Origin of the sequence: Rhodococcus sp. NPDC019647, from assembly GCF_044389235.1 — a bacterium.
GTDB classification, from domain to species: domain Bacteria; phylum Actinomycetota; class Actinomycetes; order Mycobacteriales; family Mycobacteriaceae; genus Rhodococcus_F; species Rhodococcus_F oxybenzonivorans.
On sequence record NZ_JBIRXS010000045.1, the window covers coordinates 1 to 18,543 of the forward strand.

The window sequence follows — 18,543 nt, forward strand, 5'->3', positions numbered from 1 at the left end:
GATCGGGGGGACTTACGGCCAACCCAATCCTGACCGGCCGAGAACAGCCAAATCATGCTCACCGTGGCGCCTCATTTTTCAGGTCGAAGTAGCTAAGGAACGGGCGTCTCCCTGCGGCGATAGTTCGTCGGCGATGACGCATCACTCTTCGCCGTGGGATTCAAGAGTGTGCATCCCACACCGGTCGCCGCGAACTACAGTGCGGTCGGCGTGAATCCCAGTCGTTTTCTTGATCGTTCTGCAGGACGCAGTATCAACTCGTGCGTCCTGCACGAAAGCTCGCCAGTCGCCAGCTATGCCCTTCTTCGAGCACCCGACCTGTTAGCGCAATTACAGAGTCGTCTTGGCTTGTTCGCAAGGACCGCTTCGACCTCGGTCAGGATGGTGAGTAAAGGTCAGCGACCGCCGGGCATCGCGGAATCTTCTGTCTAGTACTTTCGGATATGTCATGCCGACAGGGATGCCGACAGGGATGCCGACAGGGATTCCGTTGCAACGCGACCTCAAGGCTCTACCGGGGCACGAAGGTCGAGAGTCAGCCCGGCCTCGACGACGAAGCGCAAGCCGTCAAAAAGTCATAGCCGACACGATCGCAAAGCTGGAAGAGTTTCCCTCCAAATTGCAGCGGTCGTTGCGCGCGCTTTCCAGTTGTTTTCAGTATTAATAGATCCTTTCGCATGCCAGCAGCCAGCCACTCGGGTGTCATCGGCACCGTGCTAAATGGAGGTTTGGCGCGATCGACCGTTTCGTTGGCACCCCGTCTCCTTGGATGCATCCGTCCGTGGTTCCTGCCCGAATGTTCCGCCGATTCGTCGCCGGCCCGATTTACATCGAACAATGCGCTCCGGCCTATACGCCGAGAAAGACCGCTCGATTCCTTCAACATGGCTCAGCTGCAGATTGCGCGTGTGATGTTGGTCGACTGGGGATTGCCGGTGATTTCGCGGTGGACTTTACTTACGTCGTTCCCCATCATTTGTTGTTGGCGGCCCGCGTAAAGTCGTGTGTGTAACTCGATGTATCACCTACTTTCTTTCATCACGTGACGTTTCAAGGGTGGTGTAATTACCTACCTAGTCGCAAAGCTATTTGATCAAATATTTCCGCCTTGGGTAGGTGTACCGATCGCATACGATTCGGAGCCAGATTCACGCCCGGAGAGGCTTCCGCGCGTCATTTTCGGGTTTTATTTAACTCGGCGTGTCGCTGCGCGGTTTAGTTAAACCGAAAGAGCAGGATTTAAGGCATGACAACTCGGAAAAGTCGGGGCGGGCGCCCAGCCCGCGACGTCGCCGTTCGCCATATCGGGGTTGAGTTTCCCGCGGAGATCGCCGACCGGATTCTCGCACCGGTTGACGATGGTCGGGTTAAGACAATCACCGATCGAATGATCGCGCTCGTTCAGCTGGCACTTGAGAACGAGCCAGCGATTCCGGCGCAGGCCAGACAGGAAGAGTTGCCAATGACGGGCTGAACAGAGCCCAGAAAAGGCGAAACCCCCCTTCGCTCGCCAGCTCCGGGGGTTCCGCTCGTCGTACAAACCGCCACGCAATGGAGGAGGTCTGCCTTCTATGAGTATAGAACGCGCGATTCGTCGTGCGCACGCGACACGACGTGATATTGGTGTTCGTGACGTCTCATCTCAGCGTCGACGTGGGAATTCCGTGGACGCAGACACTTTGCCGCCGGCTCTTCCGGCGATCATGCACGCCGTGAGGGGGTGCCTCTTCCACTAGCGAAAACGTCGGTGGGTCCCACCCTGTCCGGATGAGACCCACCGCTCATATTTGGCCGTTCCAACACGACCGCTCCTGTGATTGGCAGTCCCGCGAGCAGTCGTGTCGATACCGTGCGCTCTTGCCAGGGTAAGCCATGTCCCGCTGCTGATGCCAGCGACTCACGGCAACAACCTGGTTAAGGGTGCGTGAAAGGCGCGTCATGCACCCCAATTCTGCGACCTCTGCGGTCGCAATTTCCGTCAACTCTGTTCAGATTGCCCCTGTCAATGAGGCACCCTCGCCCATTGACATCGAATGGAACGCACTCGTCTCCGCCGCTGTCGAACGGGTTAATCAAGTCGAGCGGCTTAACGCGGAAAGCCAGCAGCGGGGCCGCTCCTGGTCACTGCCCGTTGACCCTGGCCGCCAGGCATCGACGCCGGCGTGGACCGGGCGTGCGGCCTGGCAGCACCAGGTCCGCGAGATGCTGAACTCCTCGACCGGGCGTGAGGTTTGCCGCCGATTCAGGGTCAGCACAGAGTTCGTCTTTGCCGTGGCTGTGACGATGGCCTCGTTCGCAGAGCGGTCGACGGGCCGTCGGGTATGCGCCTCGAGGGACAAGATCGCCCACCGCAGCGGAGTCAGCGTGTCGGTAGTGAAACGCGCCCGAAGGGCACTCCAAACATTCTCCGTCGCCCGCGAGATGGTGCGAGGAAGGTATTTGACGGCTGACGAATCGCACGCTGCTGAATCACACCATGGGCGAATTCAACGTCGCGCGGCCTCTGTTTGGGCACTGACCTCGCCGAAGTCGCTGGTCATCGCTGCTAGGCGCGCGGCGAAGTCGCTGTCCAAGACGGTCCGGCGGTCGAAGGAGGCTGCTCGCTCGCGTTATCCACAGCTGGGCGTTCGTGGCCCCCTATCCCCTTCCAGGGGATTTAAGTTCTTATCTCTTGTTAGAGAGTTATCACCAAAACGCGCGCAGACGCGCGCGGGCAAGCATTCAAGAAATCCAAAGACCCTGGCACAGCAGCCGCGACCGATCGACTTGCAGCGCACCGCCGCTGAGCTGGTCTCTTATGCGCCAGCGTTCGAATCGGCTGGGCACATCGGTGCGATTTGCGATGTTCTTGCAAATGTTGGCGTCGATGTGAACCGGTGGCGTGGGCGGGACATCGCCGCCGAACTCACGCGAGACACCCAGCAACGAGGCTGGATCTGGCCCGAACGCATCGAGCGGCCTGTTGGCTACCTCCGCTGGCGATTGACTCAGATCGATTGGAACCGGCCCTCACCATCTGAGATGGCCCAAAAAGCCGCCCAGGAGGCCCGTCAGCGCATTGCTGACCGCGATGCACGCCTCAGCCGCGGCGACCGTCCGATTGCAGCCCCAGATCATCGTCAGCGGTGTCGGGAGGCGTTCGCGTCGGGGCTTCTCAAGCGACGGAAGGCCGATACGGGAATCTGAATGTGTTGCCGATATGCCTGCTGAAGTCTTATCCCCACCCATTACTCGCATGGTGATGGAGAGGGAGAGTGACGACGCGGCGCGAGTCCTCAGGGAGTGGCGAGCCGCGGCATCGCTGTCACCCGAACCCCCTCTTCGGATGATGCGTCGGGGTCGATTCCGGGCGCGGACAGGCGAGGCGTGAGGGCACATTGACCCGCGGCCTATGGCGCGCCTCTCAGTGTGGCGAGTGTTAGCCCAGCCCTGGAAGTCTTGAGCGGGTGCCCGAGCGGGCGAACCGATCGCATTGCGCGTGGCGGGGCCCCGTCAGTTGGCAGGAGCGAACTGGAAAGCGCGGACCTCCTGCGGGACCGGCAGGGGACGCAAATCTTCGCAGCCCGTTCCCGTGCGGCCTCGAAGGACGGCGACGCTGGTCCGTGTGGCCACCTTCGAGCGGTTTCCTCTGCGAGTAAGGGCCCTCTTTGGCACCGTCTCATCCTCATCAACCAGGACAGGCGGAACACTCTCGTCTATTCCACCGCCGAACACCCAGACGGCGGCGGCCTTCGCCTCCCCCACCACCGCATCCGATGCATCCGAGACTGCGAGAGACTTTGTTCGGGAACGCGATTAAGAACTTCAACGGCGCCCCGACTCCTCCCCCGTTTGAGAGATCGGACCGTGCTCACCGATACGGGCGCGGTCCACACAAGGCTCGCTCGCCCAACGAGCGGAACTAGCCGTCTCAAGGCGTCCATCGCGTACACGGCACCGTGGCGGCCTTGCACGTGATCCACGCACCCTTGCTGTGTCTTGTCCGCCGTCCCTATTCGTTTCCTCGCTCTAGATTGTGCCCACTCCCCCAGCGGAACATTCAGTTGTTGCCTGTTGCGACGGACGCCTTCGTGTCGTTCCATGCGTGTGGACATGCGACCTCTCGCGGAGGATTGCGCACTGAGAAGAGTGCCTGACAACGGAGAGCCACGGCGATTGAACGGTTCCAGCGGTTTAGTGGAACGCGCGTCCCCGACGCTCCCGCCGAGTCGTAGGTGCGACTTTCGAATCCCACCGTGGTCGTCCGAGGTGCTCGCACTGCCCCCGACCCGCCACCAAAATGTAGCTCCTGCTCCTGATCCGGCGGCATCATCGAATTAGAACGGGGCACTCTTGAGCGAGTCTTCCGACCGGTGGGTGAACGATGAGCTTGTCGGGAGCGGCGGATGACCTCATTGGAAGCGGATTCGTCACGCTCGAGTCCACCGGAAACACTGATGGCGGTCGCCAATTCCCGGACGGTGTTGTATTTGTACCGCGTCGGACCGACCGCGATCTTGAGCCTTCGTCTCAGTCGGCGGGGCCGACGCACTCGGTGACGCACCGTGCATCACCCAGGATCCGGTCGGGCAGTGCCTCGACGAGGCGAGCAACCATGGCCAGATGCAGGGGCTCTACTTTGCCGATCGGTACGGACGTCGAATCCGACGCTCGTTTCGAGGCGAAAGGCTACGCATGCCGCATGCAGGGTGGCCGTACCGGATCCCGTCGGCAGGAGGTGCCTTGCCGTCCGGCGACAGCCCAGGTGATGCATGGTGCATCACCTGGAGGTGCACTCGAGTGGATCGCAGAAACCGGACCGCTCAGAGAAGCAGAGCTTCGGTCCGGCGGATACGACGACCTTCAGACCGGGTAGCGCTAGCCCATCGGGGATGCAGCGTGCATCACCGATGCGCTCACAGAGCGTGCAGGGATGCAATCCCTGACGCGTTCGCCGGGGTGCCGGGAATCGGATTGAACTCGCTTGCGTGTCGAGTATTCGAGCGAGACAGCCCGGGTGATGCACGGTGCATCACCAAAGCTGCCGTACGGCGGAGGACCTAACCGGAAAGCGTCAGCAACGGTGCCTTTAGCCCATGTGGTGAAATCGGCAATCTCCTTGGTCTGTCCGCGAACAGACGGATCCGGTGCGTCAGTCCGTCCGGCCCGGTGGACTGGGAAGTGTCTCGGTAGCCGATGCCGGGCGGGCAGCCGTCGAGTGGATCGAGGGATCCGGCCGCTCGGAGAAGCAGCATTTCGGCCCGGGGGGCATGCGACCTTCAGGCCGGATGCTGCTATCTCCTCGGTGATGCACGGTGCATCACCGAGGATCCCAGTTCGGCCTTTTACACTCGGTGTGACTGCATTCGGGAGGAATCGCGTCCGATGATGCACCGTGCATCACCGAAGCGCGACCGGGTGGTGGCATCGACGAGTGAACTACCACGGCCAGATCGAGGAGCTCAGCTTTTGCCGATCGGGATGGATGTCGATTCTGAGAGGACGGACATAGCGCCTACCGGCCCCGATCGTCGCGCCGCAAGACCACGCATGCCGCATGCAGGGTGGCCGTACCGGATCCCGCCGGCAGAAGGTGCCTTGCCGTCCGGAGACAGCCCGGGTGATGCACGCTGCATCACCCGGGGGTTGTCGGCTCGGACTTGCTAGACGTGGGTGGTGCACCATGTTCGAGTGGATCGCGGAGACCGACTCGCTCGGAGAGGCAGAGCTTCGATCCGGCGGACACGACCACCTTCAGCCCGGGCGGTGCTAGTTCATCGGTGATGCAGCGTGCATCACCGATGCGCTCACAGAAGGTGCGAGTCCCGCTCGATAGAGCGAGTAGCTCGACCTGACCGCCCCCACCGCGGTGATGCACGGTGCATCACCCGGGCTCCCGGCGCGGACTTTTGCTTTCGGTGTCACTACACGTGCGAGGAATCGCTTCCGGTGATGCACGCTGCATCACCCAGAGTGCGACACGCCGCCGGAGGTCTCAGGCGAAAGCTCCCCCGCCCATTACGCTCCTTCTAAATACATGCAAAGCATGCGTACAGATTGGAGGGCGATGAACGCCGGAGTGACATCCGAAATGGTGGCCACCACTCAGTCGACAGGTCGGGCCTCGACCAAGCCGAAGCCAGCCGCGCGTAAACCGGCAGGCAGGAAGACCGCGAGTCGATTCCGCAAGTTCGCTGGCGGCGAAGATAGCGAGGAACTGGCGGCCGCAGCGTCCTCTGATGTAACTACGCCAGTGAATGGTGATGCAAATTCTGGCGGCATCACCGCCGCGCTCGCCGGATTGGCGGCGGCTGATGGTCAAACCGTGGTGCAAGTTCCGGTACACCAGACCGTTCCTCATCCGTTCAATGACCCAGGCAGGTCCGAGCCTCAGGTCGGCGATCCGAAGTGGGACGAGCTGGTCAATGGGGCGAGGGCCAACGGCATTAAGGTCCCCGGACTCCTAGTGACACGCAAGGGGTTCCTTGCGAAACGGCCGGACCTCGCTAACGCTATCGGTGACGACGCCGAGTATGTCGTCATCTACGGGCACCGCCGCCGTGCGGCCGCTATTGCGGCCGGCTTGGCAACGATTCCTGCGGTGATCGATGACGCCGTGATGGATGATCATGGCGACCTTGATGCAATGACGCTCGAGAATCTTGGACGCCAGGATCTTTCCGAGATCGCGGAAGCCCAGATGTTCGCTCGGTATTCCGAGTTGGGGCTGTCGCAGCGCGCCATCGCCGAGAAGCTCGGTGTAGACCAGGCAACGGTATCGCGGCGGCTTTCGCTGCTGCTGCTCGTTCCCGAGGTTCAAGCAGCGATTGCAGAGGACGTCATTCCTAGCGCCGAAGGCGCCGCTCTGGCGGGGGCGCTGCCCTACGGGCCGGTGCGGAGTTGGCAGAAGAAGGCCGATCCGGCTCAGGGCACGGATGCTCGTCGGGCCGAGCAACTTGCGGCGTTCGCGCTGATGTCTGATCGGGAAATGAGTCCGACTCGTGCCGCTGAACGTGTGTTGACCGAGCGGAAGTCTCGGGAGCAGGCGTTGGCCGCGGGACTCGAGATCGTGGATCCACGCGAGCGATTTGGCGACAGCTTTCATGAGCATCGATTGTTTGAAGTCTCCGATATCGATCTCGCGAGCGCGAACGTTGTCGGCGCGATCGATTCCAGCCAGGGAACGCTGGTGTTCTATGCAGTTGACAAGCCGATTGGCGAGACTGAGGATGCCGGCGAATCGGCTGCGACGTTAGCGGCGGAAGCTCGAGCGGCAGCACAGAAGGCGCGTCGAGAAGCGGGCAAGAAGCTCGTGGCTTCTGTTCCTTCGCGGGAGAAGCTGGTGACCCATTTCATCGACCAGTACGCCTACGGTGTCTCCGCTCTGGCTACGAGTGCGGAGGGGTGGCGACTGGCACAGGAGTATCTGAGACTCGAAGGTCTCGACGCGACCGAATTCAGAATGAGCGCCCAGAACGGTGACGAGAAGCGTCGCGTTGAGATCGCTTGGGCCTGTGCGGTCGCGGGATACGAACTTGCGGCGTCCAACGGCTCGGAGGAGTGGGGACCTTCGGACCTGACGTACTTGGATCTGCTGGCCGAGCGCGCCGGGTACAGACCGACAGCGTGGGAGGAAGCACGCATTGATGCTGCACGCCGTGCATTGCGTGTCGCCGATTGATCGGGGTGATGCACGGTGCATCACCGATTCGTATTGCCTCGGCCGGGTGATGCACGGTGCATCACCCGGGAGTGGACATCAGCCAAATCAAGATACTTAACTTCAAGGAGTTCCCGTGGCTACCTATGCAGTAGCAACACTGTCAGGCAGTGCTGGCAAAACGACTACGGTCACCTCGACCGCCACTTTGCTTGCTCAAGACGGATACCGCGTGCGAGTCATCGACATGGACAGTCAGGCAAATGCGAGTACGTGGCTCGGCTATCCGGAGGCCTCCGGTAAGACCGCCGCCGACGTTTTGCGGCGCCAAGCCTCCATCAAGGAGGTTGAGCGCCCAGCACGGGTGCTGCGGGGGTACGACGAAAGCGACCGGCCCGTCTACGAGGAGATCTCGAACCTCACAATCGTGCCCGCCGCACGCGACACACTCGACAAGCTGATCGTGGAGTTGCCTGCCGTGACGGGCGGTGTACTTCATCTGCGTGACGCTCTGGAGGAATCGGATCCAGTCGACGTCACCTTGATCGACTCCCCCGGCTCTCTGAACGTTTTGGTGATCGCTGGAATTCTCGCGACGATGGTCGATGAGGAAAGTCCGTACGGTTCGTGGGGTCTGATCACGTGCACGAAACCTTCCGGTAAGGAGAACGAGGGCATCCCCGCGTTGGAGCAGGAACTGCGGAAGATCAAGCGGACGTACCGAGTGGACGTGCCGCTGCTGTCTATCGTCCCCTGCGCAGTCCCGCCGATCGGCGATGTCTACCGTGAGCAGATGGAGGATCTGCTGAGCGAATATGGGGACAGGGTGACGCCCCCGATCCGTCGTGCGAGCATCGTGGACGAGGCCTACACGAATTATGTTCCTGTGCCGATCTACGGTTACCGGGCGAAGACGGTTACCGCCGACTATCGAGCCGCGCTGACTCATATGCAGAAGCTGGGGCTGTTCGGACAACGGGCGGCAGTCGCGTAGGGGCTGGAGACCACCCGTGGTGAACGATGTTGGGCGGCATATGCGGCCTTCGCGTGGGACCAGCACAGTCAATGTGCCCCATGATCTGCACGCGCTCGTTCGGGCTGCTGTGCGGCTCGTGCGGCGTAAGACTGGGCGGTCGTACTCGTTGATGCAGTTCACGCAGGAGGCGTTCGCGGCGCAGCTGAGAGTGATTGCGGAGACCTACAACGATGGTCGCGCGATCGAGCCTGACGCCGAGCCTCTGGAGCCTGGCAAGGCTGTGTGAGGCAGCGTGGGCTGTGATGCGGTCCAGGAGTGGGTGACGAACTTTTGAAGACTGTGCGTCGTCGTACGGAGGTAGATCCGCTTCTGGCTGTGTTCCCTGCATAGGGATTTTCGCCGCGCTGAAGCAAGTTTCGGTGTCTGTCCTGGGCATGCCGGTCGCTGGAGGTCAGTGGGAGCGCTACGCGACACACGGTGGGGTGAGGCGTTGAATTCGCCGAGTCTGTGCCGAGAGTGGTGACCTGTCAGCACAGAGGGACTAAGCCCCATAGAGGCCCGGGTACTGGTCCGTCCCGGTATCGGCAGGGATCGCCGTCGGTATCGACGATGGCGGGGACAGCAGCGTCCGTTCTAGCCTTTCGAGGGCGCAGCTCGTGTCCTCAGTCCGCTCGGACGTCGAGATACAGCCGCAACGCTTGCTCGACCAGTGCGCTGCGGCTCCCTGCAGACCATTCCTCAGCGAGCGCATCGAGCGTGGCGGTATCTGATGCGATGATTCCGGCGAGCGGTACGCGTGCTTGTATCTCGCTGTGCCGGCGCCGCCGGGGTTGGGCGCCGACGTCGCGTCTTTTGAAGAGGCCTCCGCTGGTCTGTACAGGCTCGGTAGTCCAATGACGTTGAAGTTCGTGGGCGTGCTTTTCGACCGCATCCAGAACGACCTGGCCGTAGGCGCGCGCGGTCGCCCGGTCGCGGTGGCGCTCGTTCAGGGTCAGTTCGCGTAGTGCCGTGTACACGGCTGGGGGTAGATACACCTCGGGTGGAGCGATTCGTGTCGGTGCGGTGTCGCTGCGGGGTTTGGCTTTTCGGCGGGGAGGAGCGACCAGGGTTGCCGCCTCCGGTATAGGGAGTGCGGGTTCTGGTTCGAGTTCATCTGCGTCAGTCGACTCTTCGTCGGGGACTGGTGCCGGTTGCGGCGCCTCAGCGGTGGGTTCCGCATTGACTTGGTGCGGGCCGTCGTCTCTGCTGTTATCCGGGGCCGCTGGTTGCGGATCTGGTGAGTCCGCTGTTGTTTCGGTGACGATGCTCAGCGAGGGAAGTATGTCATCGAGATCGCCGAGAGCACCGGGATTGAATGCGGCCTTCCTGCGTCGTGCACTCATGCCACTCCCCCGGAGACTTCATCCTTCTCCGCAGCAGAGAGCCGACTGAGGACCTCTCGGGTGAGAGATTGGTAGTCCTTGGCGAGTCCGGAAGGGTCGCGGGACCACAAACGTTCCGCGATGTTCTTCTTTTCGCGTAGCCGTTGTATCCGGTTCTTCAGTGGATCCTCTGCGACTGCAACCAGCTCCGAGGGCGTGATGTGTCGGATTCGAAGATCGACTGCGGCTGCGCGATCAGACCGAATGAAGGTTTCGAACGGGGCGGCGCCGCTCCCTTCGAGTAGCTCCTCTACCTGTTCGAATACTTCGCGGTTGCGGGCGGTCGCGCGGGGGTTTGCGTCAAACAGCACAACACCGAGAAGTTTGATGAGGGAACCGCTCTTGCGGGCCCGAAGGTATCGGGCTGCGAGGAGTTCCACACCGGACAAGCTGGCGTCGTCATCTTTGGTCGGCACGAGCAGATATCGCGCGGTACCGAGCAGGGCATCGAGGAGGGGGGCGTCTCCTGGTCCGGAGTCGATGAGGATCAGGTCGTACTGCTCGGCTGCCTGCAAGTCGATGAGGGTGGAGACGAGATTGCCCCTCAGGTCCATCCCTGATTGAGCGGCTGTGGCGGCGATGGCACCGATGACTGCGAGCGCCGGCCCACCGGGAATGAGGTCGAGGTTCGGGCGGACGTCTCGCGTCGGTTCGAGCGGGTGCGCGTATTGAAGGGCCATGCTGAGCCCCTTCCCTCGATCCCCCTCGACACCGAGATCCGAGGACGTGACGTTCGCTTGCTGGTCGGCGTCGACGACGAGCACCCGCCGGCCGGCAGCAGACACCATGCCTGCGACGGCTGAGACGATGGAACTCTTACCGACACCGCCTTTTTGATTGGCGACAAGCACACTGCGCGGGGGCTGCGTTGGCGACATGCCTAGCAGGCTACGGCGATGCGGCCGGGTGGACGGCCACCGACACACCCCATTGGTAAGGCGTTCTCACAACCCATTACAAGGACCTGGGTCATGGCCATGCAACGGCAGCTGTCAAAAGGTCTTCGAGAAGGTTCGACACCCGATCAGCATTCAGGTCAGATCTGTGGCCTCTGAAAACGCAGTGTACAAGATCGTGCGATAGCTCTTAGACATGGTCGTAGATAACGCGATATTGAAGGTGGTGACGAAGGCCTAGCGTTTGGTCATTGACGTGCCGTTGGGGCAGGTCATCAGTAAGGGGATTGGTACGACCGCTTACACGGTGTAAGTTATGGGCGTTGCGCAGGTGTTACACACGGACGCAGTTAAGGCCATACGTAAGGCCGCAAGGATAACTGCATGTCAGGGCCATTTTGTGCAGTGCTGGAACAAGAGGCTGGACCGCTTTTGTGGGGAGGGTATGACGCTGACGCCGTCACGCGCGCTAGATGAATGCACGAACAGCGCAGTCGAAAACAGGGTAGATCGGCATAGGAGTCGGCACTCCCGGAACATGACGGAGAGGGCCAACACTCCCGGTGCCCCAGAGCCCTCAGTGGAGGCGGGGTGTCCGAGGAGTGCTGAATTCCCCACGCAGAGGCGGGAAACCATGAAATCCGGCATTCCCCACGGAATGGGGGAGGGGTCACATCCGCGCGTATGGGCAGATGGTGCGAGCGCTTACGACGACAGCGGATCGGCGTGCAAGCGGGCGGCCTCTTTCGCTAGCCGAATTCTGAAAACAAGGTCAGATGAACGGTTGTGCGTAAGGCCATATCTAAGGCCATGCATGAGGCCATACGCAATCGAGTAGGCGTGGCGTGGATTCGCGCCAATACCCCTTCAGGGCGCTACTAGCCCTGGGCATCTTCGCCTCGCTGGGCATTAACATCGACCGCCGATCATTGGTTGCAGCCAATGAAAAGTATCCGCAGGCGATTTCGTCACTTGACGAAATGTGAAAACGGTCATTCTTCCCGCCAGCGGGTGCCAGAGTGGGTGCCAGCGCGGAGGGTCAAAGGCTCACTAATCGATCGCGCGAGGCGTAGCGTCGCCCTTGCTAGCGCGGTGATGCGGGTGATGCACGGTGCATCACCCGCGCACGCGGCTTGGACGTATGCGTTCGGTGCGGATAGGTGCGGATACTTCGTGGGAGGAAGTCCCGCGGTGATGCACGCTGCATCACCGCGCCAAGCCGCTGTTGCAGTACCGCCGTAAAGTGCCGCCGCTTCACCCCTCCGATATACGCCCGCTAATGAGGTCCGTTTGAGCGATTGGCATATGCCGACGTCTCGGAAGAATGTCCTGTGGCGCCAGCGCCTCCTATCCCTGAGTGAGGCCGTCGCCGCGCCGCCTGAAATTGATATACGAACCACCGCGAAACTTGACGAACTGAAGTTCTGCGAGCACCAGCCGGATCGACCGCAAGAATGGGCGAGCGGTGCAATGGCTGCGCGCCACGACACTCAGAACGGGAATGTCCATCCACACCCGTCGCGGACTCCGAGCGCGAGGTTAGGGAGAGAGGGTCGAAGCAGGCAGTCGAAGGTTTGCGCGCCCTGCCTCTGGGCCGATGCGAGCCTTGATCGACTATTCACACTGTGCATCCGGATGCCCGTGTCCGGCAATGCGACAGGCGCTGACGAATGCACCTCACGTCAACAGCGGGGACAGGGACCTCCAGCGAACCGAGCGTATCCGCCCTGTGTTGGCGACTCCCGAGGTGAGTCGTCGGGTTGCCACTACGCGGGTCAAGCGAGTAGAGAGCCTCGCGTATCGCGCTGTCATGCTGTTGTGTGGCGCTATCTCGGCGATCGGAGTTGTTTACGCCGCCTCCAGTGGCCAACGTGGCTCAGTGCCGAGACAGCTATCCGCGTTTCGTGGCGGCGTGGTGTGAGTTCAGATTCGTGACGCCCTGGTCAAGCATGTTCACCTATCGGGGGACCACTCGATCTGCGCGCCCGTCTGCGGGCCCTGGCGTTGACTCGGAGTCGTCTACCGTTGGCGAGTTCGGTCGTCCAGGTGTGGTTCATCTTCTCCAGGGTGTGTGGGCGCGGCAGCCCCCGCCAGTTCATTGCAGGGCGAATTCATCTGCCAGGTTTCTCTTTCATCGGTCCAGTTCTTGCGGAACCGGTACGCTCCCGGCGTACCGCGTCACTCGAAGGGACGGCAACGTCGGTCCTCCGGTTCTGCGCTATACGCCGCAGTATGGGGGCGTGCCGGCGCTAGCATGGGCCTTGAAGTGTCTTCTCGTTTGATACGACTGGGTGCGTGTGTGAGGTTGTGGAATGACTCGATGGAGTTCGAGTTCCAGAGCGTTCCACGAGGGTGCCGCCGCTGCGAAATACGGTCGTATGTTTCGAGTGCTCGTGAGCGTCGCCTCTCCGGTGCTAGTGGCGCTATCTCGTCTGCACCCGGACTCTCGAAGTCGCGTGAGTGGTCTTCGTGTGAAGGTTGCATGGACGCAGTGAGATACTTCCGTTCGGAAGATGAGTCAACGTTGAAGCGGCTGGGCTTCTCGTCGTTGATGTGTCTAGATTCTCTGTGGATCGTCGGTCTCCTTGGTGAATCGGGTGGTGTTACGCCGCGGTCCTTGGTCCACGGGGGCGCGGGCCGGGGGAGACTCCTAGTGCTGCGAGTGGGCCGCGCTCCTCGTCGGGCAGTTGGTCCGCTCGCCACTTCTTCACCGCCCGGTAGAGCCACTGACCTACCTGTTCCCCGTCGTCGTTCACATAGTTCGCGGGAACGAGTGCATCGCCGTGTTGCTCACGGTAGGCAGCAATCTCCGCGAGCATGCGACGCCGCTTGCTGTCGGTACGAGTCACGGCGGGTAGAGGGGCGTCGTCCTCGCTCCACACGAATCCGATCGCGTCGAGCTCGCGGATCCGCTGGGCAGGCAGCGTCCCGAGCATCCGAGCGACGCGCTGACGGTACTGCCAACGACCGAGCCTGAACCCACACTCCGTGACGTAGTCCTCGGGTACCCCGGTTCCGGGGTGTTGTTGCCGGAAGGCCGAGTACAGCTCCACTGCTGAGGCTGCGGACCGCTGAGTTCGCATCGAGATCAGTCCTTCTGTGAAAACCCGACATGTCAAGTAGTTAGTCTGATTCGATTATGTCAATCGCTTTAAGCGCGTGTCACGCATGACCCGGCAATCTGGTCGAGGGATTCGGCGCAGCGAGCGGCATTCGGCTCGCCGGCAGTTGCACGACCGCCTCAAATCGTAGTGAGAATGATGCCTGTAGACATGCGGCTTTCGGCACTGAGCGGTTGCGTAGTTGTGATGGGGGGCATAGCTGGTTTGCGCCGACTGCCGGCAGTGTTGATAGATGACCTGGGGTGAGCGTGGGAACGGGTTCTTTTGTTGGAGCTGCTCGGTGGATTCTGAGCCCGAAGTGGTGCTGACGTGACCGCGTGTCTCGGTGGGATGCGCGCAAATACCGCAGCGAAACGTACTCGCTGCAATGGCGATCCGATAGTCTTGCCGGATTCGCAGGTGCGCCTTACTTCGCAGTAGTGTTCGCCGGGAATCGACGATGAAGGAGTGGAACTTTGGCGCGCAAAATTGTTGTCGAACGTCTCGACGACATCGACGGGACGCCGATCAAGAATGGCAAGGGTGAAACCATTGCGTTCTCCGTTAACGGTGTCGACTACGAAATTGATCTGAAACCCAAGAACGCCAAGGAGTTCCACGGAACTCTCAACTACTACATCGAGCATGCAGCTCGCGTTGGTGGGCGGAAGCGTCGGGCGAATGCGGCAGTGGCTCCATCGAATGGGCGAAAGCGGGCAAAGGACATTCGGGAATGGGCAACGACCCAGGGGTATGAAGTGTCCTCGCGTGGACGCATCCCTGCCCAGCTCGAGGATGCGTACAACGCAGCGCACTGATACTTGTGCGTGTACTCGGCCACTGCCTCCAGCCAGGGTATTCGGATTTGGCTGGAGGCCGCGCGGCTGTCCGATCAGGAAGCTGTGGAAGCTTCGATGAGTGCTTGGCGCTGGTTCGCTCCGAGTCCGCCGATCCGGCGGGTCTCGGCGATCGACAGTTCCTCGAGGAGTTTCGCGGCTTTCACTGATCCGACACCGGGAAGTGCCTTCAGCAATGCCGACACCTTCGTCTTCTTCACGATTTCGTCTGTTTCAGCCTTGGCGAGTACCGCGGCCACGGTGAGCTCTCCAGCCTTCACGGCTGAGAGGAGTTCGCTACGCGCTTTGCGGGCTTCGGTTGCTTTCGCCAGCGCGTCGGCGCGTTGTTCTGCAGTTAATACAGGTAGTGCCATGTGGTGCTCCTTGCTGCATCGCTCAGCCAGTTCGTCTGGCTGCTGTTCGCCATAGTGCCAGGTGGCCCGGACATGCGTGGGTAGTGATCGGCTTGAGTCCTACAGTTCGGTGGTCGATTCGGGGGTGGGAGGCGTTGCCGGATCGGGGGAATGAATGGCCATGAAGCAATTTCGCTCCTGAGTGGGAGTGAGATGCTCAGAAAGTCATCACGCACTGTGGTCGGGATCAAGTTGGTTGAAAAAGCGTTGCGCCGTTGACGGTGTACTAGTTCGCGCGGACGTGAACCGGGCGGGCGCCGAATAGCTTGGTGTTGACTGACTGTAGGGCTTTGCGGCCGAGACACCGTAAAACGGCGGGCACCTCCTATCTGGGTCTATCGAGACGCTGACGCCAGGTGTCTTTGCTCGTTGGTCAGCTGGCGAGTCGATGCTGCACTCACTCATCTCCTGCCGGAAGATCTCGGAGGGATACTTCGTGGGTACGTTGGCGCGGCCGTGTGGTTTTCGTTGAGGCGATTCGTGGTGGCCGCGGTCGAGCGGCTTCCTGTGCGATGCGGCGGTCGGATGCGCCCGACGTGGATACCCGACGGTGCGGGGTGGTGTGTACATGGTGGGTACGGCATGATTCGCGATGTCAGGTGTGGTGCGGGTGATCAGGTGGCGTCGGTGGAGGTGAGTGATGGACCCATTCGAGTTCGTTGTTCACATTCCGTGCCCGCATTGTCGTGTGGGCGTGGGGGAGCGCTGTGTCACGAAAGACGGCTATGAACGGAAGATTCCGTGTTTGTATCGTGTGAAGCTCGCGAAATGGTCTGACGCAGAGCAACGACCGGATGCTCCGCCGGATTCGTAGTCAGACGGCTTGACTTAGTATCGGCGACTGTGTGCTTAATTTGTGGGGTGTGCCAGCCGCTGTCGGCGGCGAAGCGCGCGTTGGACTGTCCGGCTGGGTTGAGCACTTTCATGCGGGCGTTGGGTGGATGCGTCTCTTCGCTGCATCGCGTCCCCGGCGCCGACCAACCCATCCGGTCATATCGCTGCTGAGTGGTGGCGGAGCGACTGTGCGATCTGGTGCGGAGTGCTGGATTCATCTGTGCCGATCCGGCTCCCGGGGTGTGATTGCCGTTGCGGGGCACCATTGCGTGACCTTCAAAGAGCCGAGTTTGTTGCCGGTAGGAATCGTAAATGTGCAGGCACCTAGCCAGGCTCCGCGGGATGTGCGCGCCCAGGCGAGCAGCACGCCGGGAACCTGGACATCAAGGTTGAGCCCGTCGGCGCGGACTCGCAACGGGAGGTCGTGAGCGAGGCGTCCGCCGCCGTGCGCGATCGCGGTAGCCAGGTCGACAGTGACCGGCCGGGGTGGGTCTACGGTGCGCCATGGCTTGGGGTCGTGCACTGCCTGCCAGCTCTCGAACATATGTTCTATTATCCGCCACCGTGACGCTTCTCCACCAGCCGGGAGCCGATTTCTGTGTCCGAGGTCAAAAGCATGTTGAAGAAGGAGCGGGCGGACCGGCGATGCTGGTGTGAGTCGATGGGGAAGGCTGGGCGGGGCGGTGGCGAAATGCGTTGTTCGGTTGGCGCAAGGTGGGCGGATATCTGTTTCGACGATTGTGGTCGGGAGTTTGCTGGCCAATTGGTCTCAGCGGTGACCTTTCGGGTGACGTGAGGCATGCCGTCGGACAGGCGACAAGGGCTGTCGGTGGAGCACGTCATACTTGTGTGCCACTTCAGTCCCACAGGTAACAGGAGAACTGCCACATGCGTCGTCGTCCCCGGTCCGCTCTTCTCGCCCTCGGTGCGGTCACCGCGCTCGGCTTGACCGGGTGCTCGGCCCTTGCTGATGCGAACCCGGGAACCGGCTCCCTCGGGGACGCGCCGGCCCTCCCGTCGGTGGGGTTTGATGCGGCACCGGCGTTGGCGAAGCTCGACACCCTGGCGGTCAAGGGCCGCGCCCCGAAGACCGGGTACACCCGTGAGCAGTTCGGCCCCTCGTGGTCCGACGACAACGGCGTCGAGGGCGGCCACAACGGGTGCGACACCCGCAACGACATCCTGCGCCGCGACCTGGTGGACCTGACGTACAAGTCCAGCACCCGGGACTGCGTGGTGGCGACCGGCACCCTGCACGACCCCTACACCGGCACCACCATCGCCTTCGTCCGCGGCCAGGACACCTCCACCGCGGTGCAGATCGATCACGTCGTCGCCCTGTCCGATGCGTGGCAGAAAGGCGCCCAGCAGCTCAGCCCGGAGCAGCGCCGCGACCTGGCCAACGACCCGCGGAACCTGCAAGCCGTGGACGGCCCCACCAATTCGAAGAAGTCCGATTCCGACGCCGCATCGTGGTTGCCGCCGAACAAGAGTTACCGGTGCACCTACGTTTCCCGGCAGATCGAGGTGAAGGCCCTCTACCGGTTGTGGGTGACGCAGGCAGAGAAGGACGCGATGAGTCAGGTTCTGCACTCTTGCTGAGAACGAAGGTCATTGCGCCGAGGGGGATGCGATTGCTGCAGTTCCTCGATGGTCATCCGTTCGGGTCGACCCGGCGCTGGGGCTTTTCCGCGCCGCCGGATGTCGACGAAGCCACCACTCGGGGGAGGAATTGCGGTACTCGACGGTGCTCAAACAGCGAATTCACGTCCTGCGCGGAATCTCTGCAACTAGCCTCACACCGGGTTGACCACCCTGATCGACAATCCGCGGGGTGTCGGCAGATCGAAGGGGTAGAAGGCGACTGGAACAGTGTGCATCGCTTGGTTCGGGCGCATCTTGTGCATCCCCCCGGGACTGTCAGGGCCGACTCCTCCTCACCGAGGAAGTCCCCCACCCTTGCGGCTATTGATTCGATCAGCGGAGGAAGTTCGGATGTCGGAGTGCGCTGTGGCATCCCGGGCGTGCAGGTCGATGAACCGATGGTGGCCACGTGAACGCTCACCGAATGCACGGCGCGCCTCACCTCACCGTATCGAGCCGGGTGTTAGATCGAATCTACCGTTGTGAGCGAGGTGGTTGTCTTGTTCGTGCTGATCGGGCACGTCGATAGACGCGGGAGGACGCTCCGGAACGAAAGGGTTCGCGGGCCCGTATGCGTCACGCCGGGCAACACCCGGGTACTCAATGGACCAGGAGACCAGGCACGGCACTCAAGACGTCTCCTCAACCAGGACTGTCGGAACGGAAGTGCCCCGACGAAATCTGACCGGCACAGCCATAACGTCAGCCGGATCGGCGGGCGTGTCGAAGGAAAGAGGTGATCGACACTGACGTCCATCGCTGGTACTGATGGTTCCTGGTGCA

At 61.7% G+C, this 18,543-nt stretch carries 11 protein-coding genes; 6 read left to right on the forward strand and 5 right to left on the reverse strand.

Going from position 1 to position 18,543, the window contains the following annotated elements; all coding sequences use genetic code 11:
• Window positions 1-1,246 precede the first annotated feature (1,246 nt).
• The 4 genes from ACH49N_RS36745 to ACH49N_RS36760 all read left to right on the forward strand — a co-directional run bounded on the left by ACH49N_RS36745 (window position 1,247) and on the right by ACH49N_RS36760 (window position 8,633).
• Window positions 1,247-1,474 carry a hypothetical protein gene (locus tag ACH49N_RS36745; RefSeq protein WP_005262432.1) on the forward strand — a complete coding sequence of 76 codons (228 nt, stop codon included), beginning with the start codon at window positions 1,247-1,249 and terminating at the stop codon, window positions 1,472-1,474.
• Window positions 1,475-1,938: 464 nt separating this feature from the next.
• Complete coding sequence (locus ACH49N_RS36750; RefSeq protein WP_358278035.1) at window positions 1,939-3,186, forward strand: replication protein; 1,248 nt, start codon at window positions 1,939-1,941, stop codon at window positions 3,184-3,186.
• A gap of 2,860 nt (window positions 3,187-6,046) precedes the next feature.
• Window positions 6,047-7,660: a ParB/RepB/Spo0J family partition protein gene (locus ACH49N_RS36755; RefSeq protein ID WP_358278033.1), complete on the forward strand. Its 1,614-nt coding sequence runs from the start codon at window positions 6,047-6,049 to the stop codon at window positions 7,658-7,660.
• Window positions 7,661-7,775: 115 nt separating this feature from the next.
• Window positions 7,776-8,633, forward strand: coding sequence for a ParA family protein (locus tag ACH49N_RS36760; protein ID WP_358278031.1), 858 nt, complete (start codon window positions 7,776-7,778; stop codon window positions 8,631-8,633).
• 644 nt (window positions 8,634-9,277) lie between these two features.
• On the opposite strand, the gene ACH49N_RS36765 is transcribed toward ACH49N_RS36760, so the two are convergent.
• The 3 genes from ACH49N_RS36765 to ACH49N_RS36775 form a co-directional block, all read right to left on the reverse strand.
• A complete protein-coding gene (locus ACH49N_RS36765) occupies window positions 9,278-9,997 on the reverse strand; it encodes a hypothetical protein (protein ID WP_358278029.1) in 720 nt (239 codons plus the stop codon).
• Window positions 9,994-10,914, reverse strand: coding sequence for a ParA family protein (locus ACH49N_RS36770; RefSeq protein ID WP_109335692.1), 921 nt, complete (start codon window positions 10,912-10,914; stop codon window positions 9,994-9,996). The genes ACH49N_RS36765 and ACH49N_RS36770 overlap by 4 nt, the downstream gene beginning before the upstream one ends.
• A gap of 2,621 nt (window positions 10,915-13,535) precedes the next feature.
• On the reverse strand, window positions 13,536-14,015 hold the full coding sequence (locus ACH49N_RS36775) for a helicase associated domain-containing protein (protein ID WP_358278027.1): 480 nt from the start codon (window positions 14,013-14,015) through the stop codon (window positions 13,536-13,538).
• Between the two features lie 494 nt (window positions 14,016-14,509).
• Here ACH49N_RS36775 and ACH49N_RS36780 point away from each other — a divergent pair, with 494 nt between their 5' ends.
• Window positions 14,510-14,851, forward strand: coding sequence for an Lsr2 family protein (locus ACH49N_RS36780; protein WP_358278025.1), 342 nt, complete (start codon window positions 14,510-14,512; stop codon window positions 14,849-14,851).
• A gap of 74 nt (window positions 14,852-14,925) precedes the next feature.
• On the opposite strand, the gene mihF is transcribed toward ACH49N_RS36780, so the two are convergent.
• Both mihF and ACH49N_RS36790 read right to left on the reverse strand, forming a co-directional pair.
• Window positions 14,926-15,243 carry an integration host factor, actinobacterial type gene (gene mihF, locus ACH49N_RS36785; RefSeq protein ID WP_109335695.1) on the reverse strand — a complete coding sequence of 106 codons (318 nt, stop codon included), beginning with the start codon at window positions 15,241-15,243 and terminating at the stop codon, window positions 14,926-14,928.
• 1,087 nt (window positions 15,244-16,330) lie between these two features.
• Complete coding sequence (locus tag ACH49N_RS36790) at window positions 16,331-16,660, reverse strand: hypothetical protein (RefSeq protein ID WP_358278023.1); 330 nt, start codon at window positions 16,658-16,660, stop codon at window positions 16,331-16,333.
• A gap of 344 nt (window positions 16,661-17,004) precedes the next feature.
• Between ACH49N_RS36790 and ACH49N_RS36795 the strand changes: the two genes are divergently transcribed.
• Entirely contained in the window at window positions 17,005-17,718 is a 714-nt protein-coding gene (locus ACH49N_RS36795; protein ID WP_358278021.1) for an HNH endonuclease family protein, read from the forward strand.
• The last annotated feature ends 825 nt before the right edge of the window (window positions 17,719-18,543 follow it).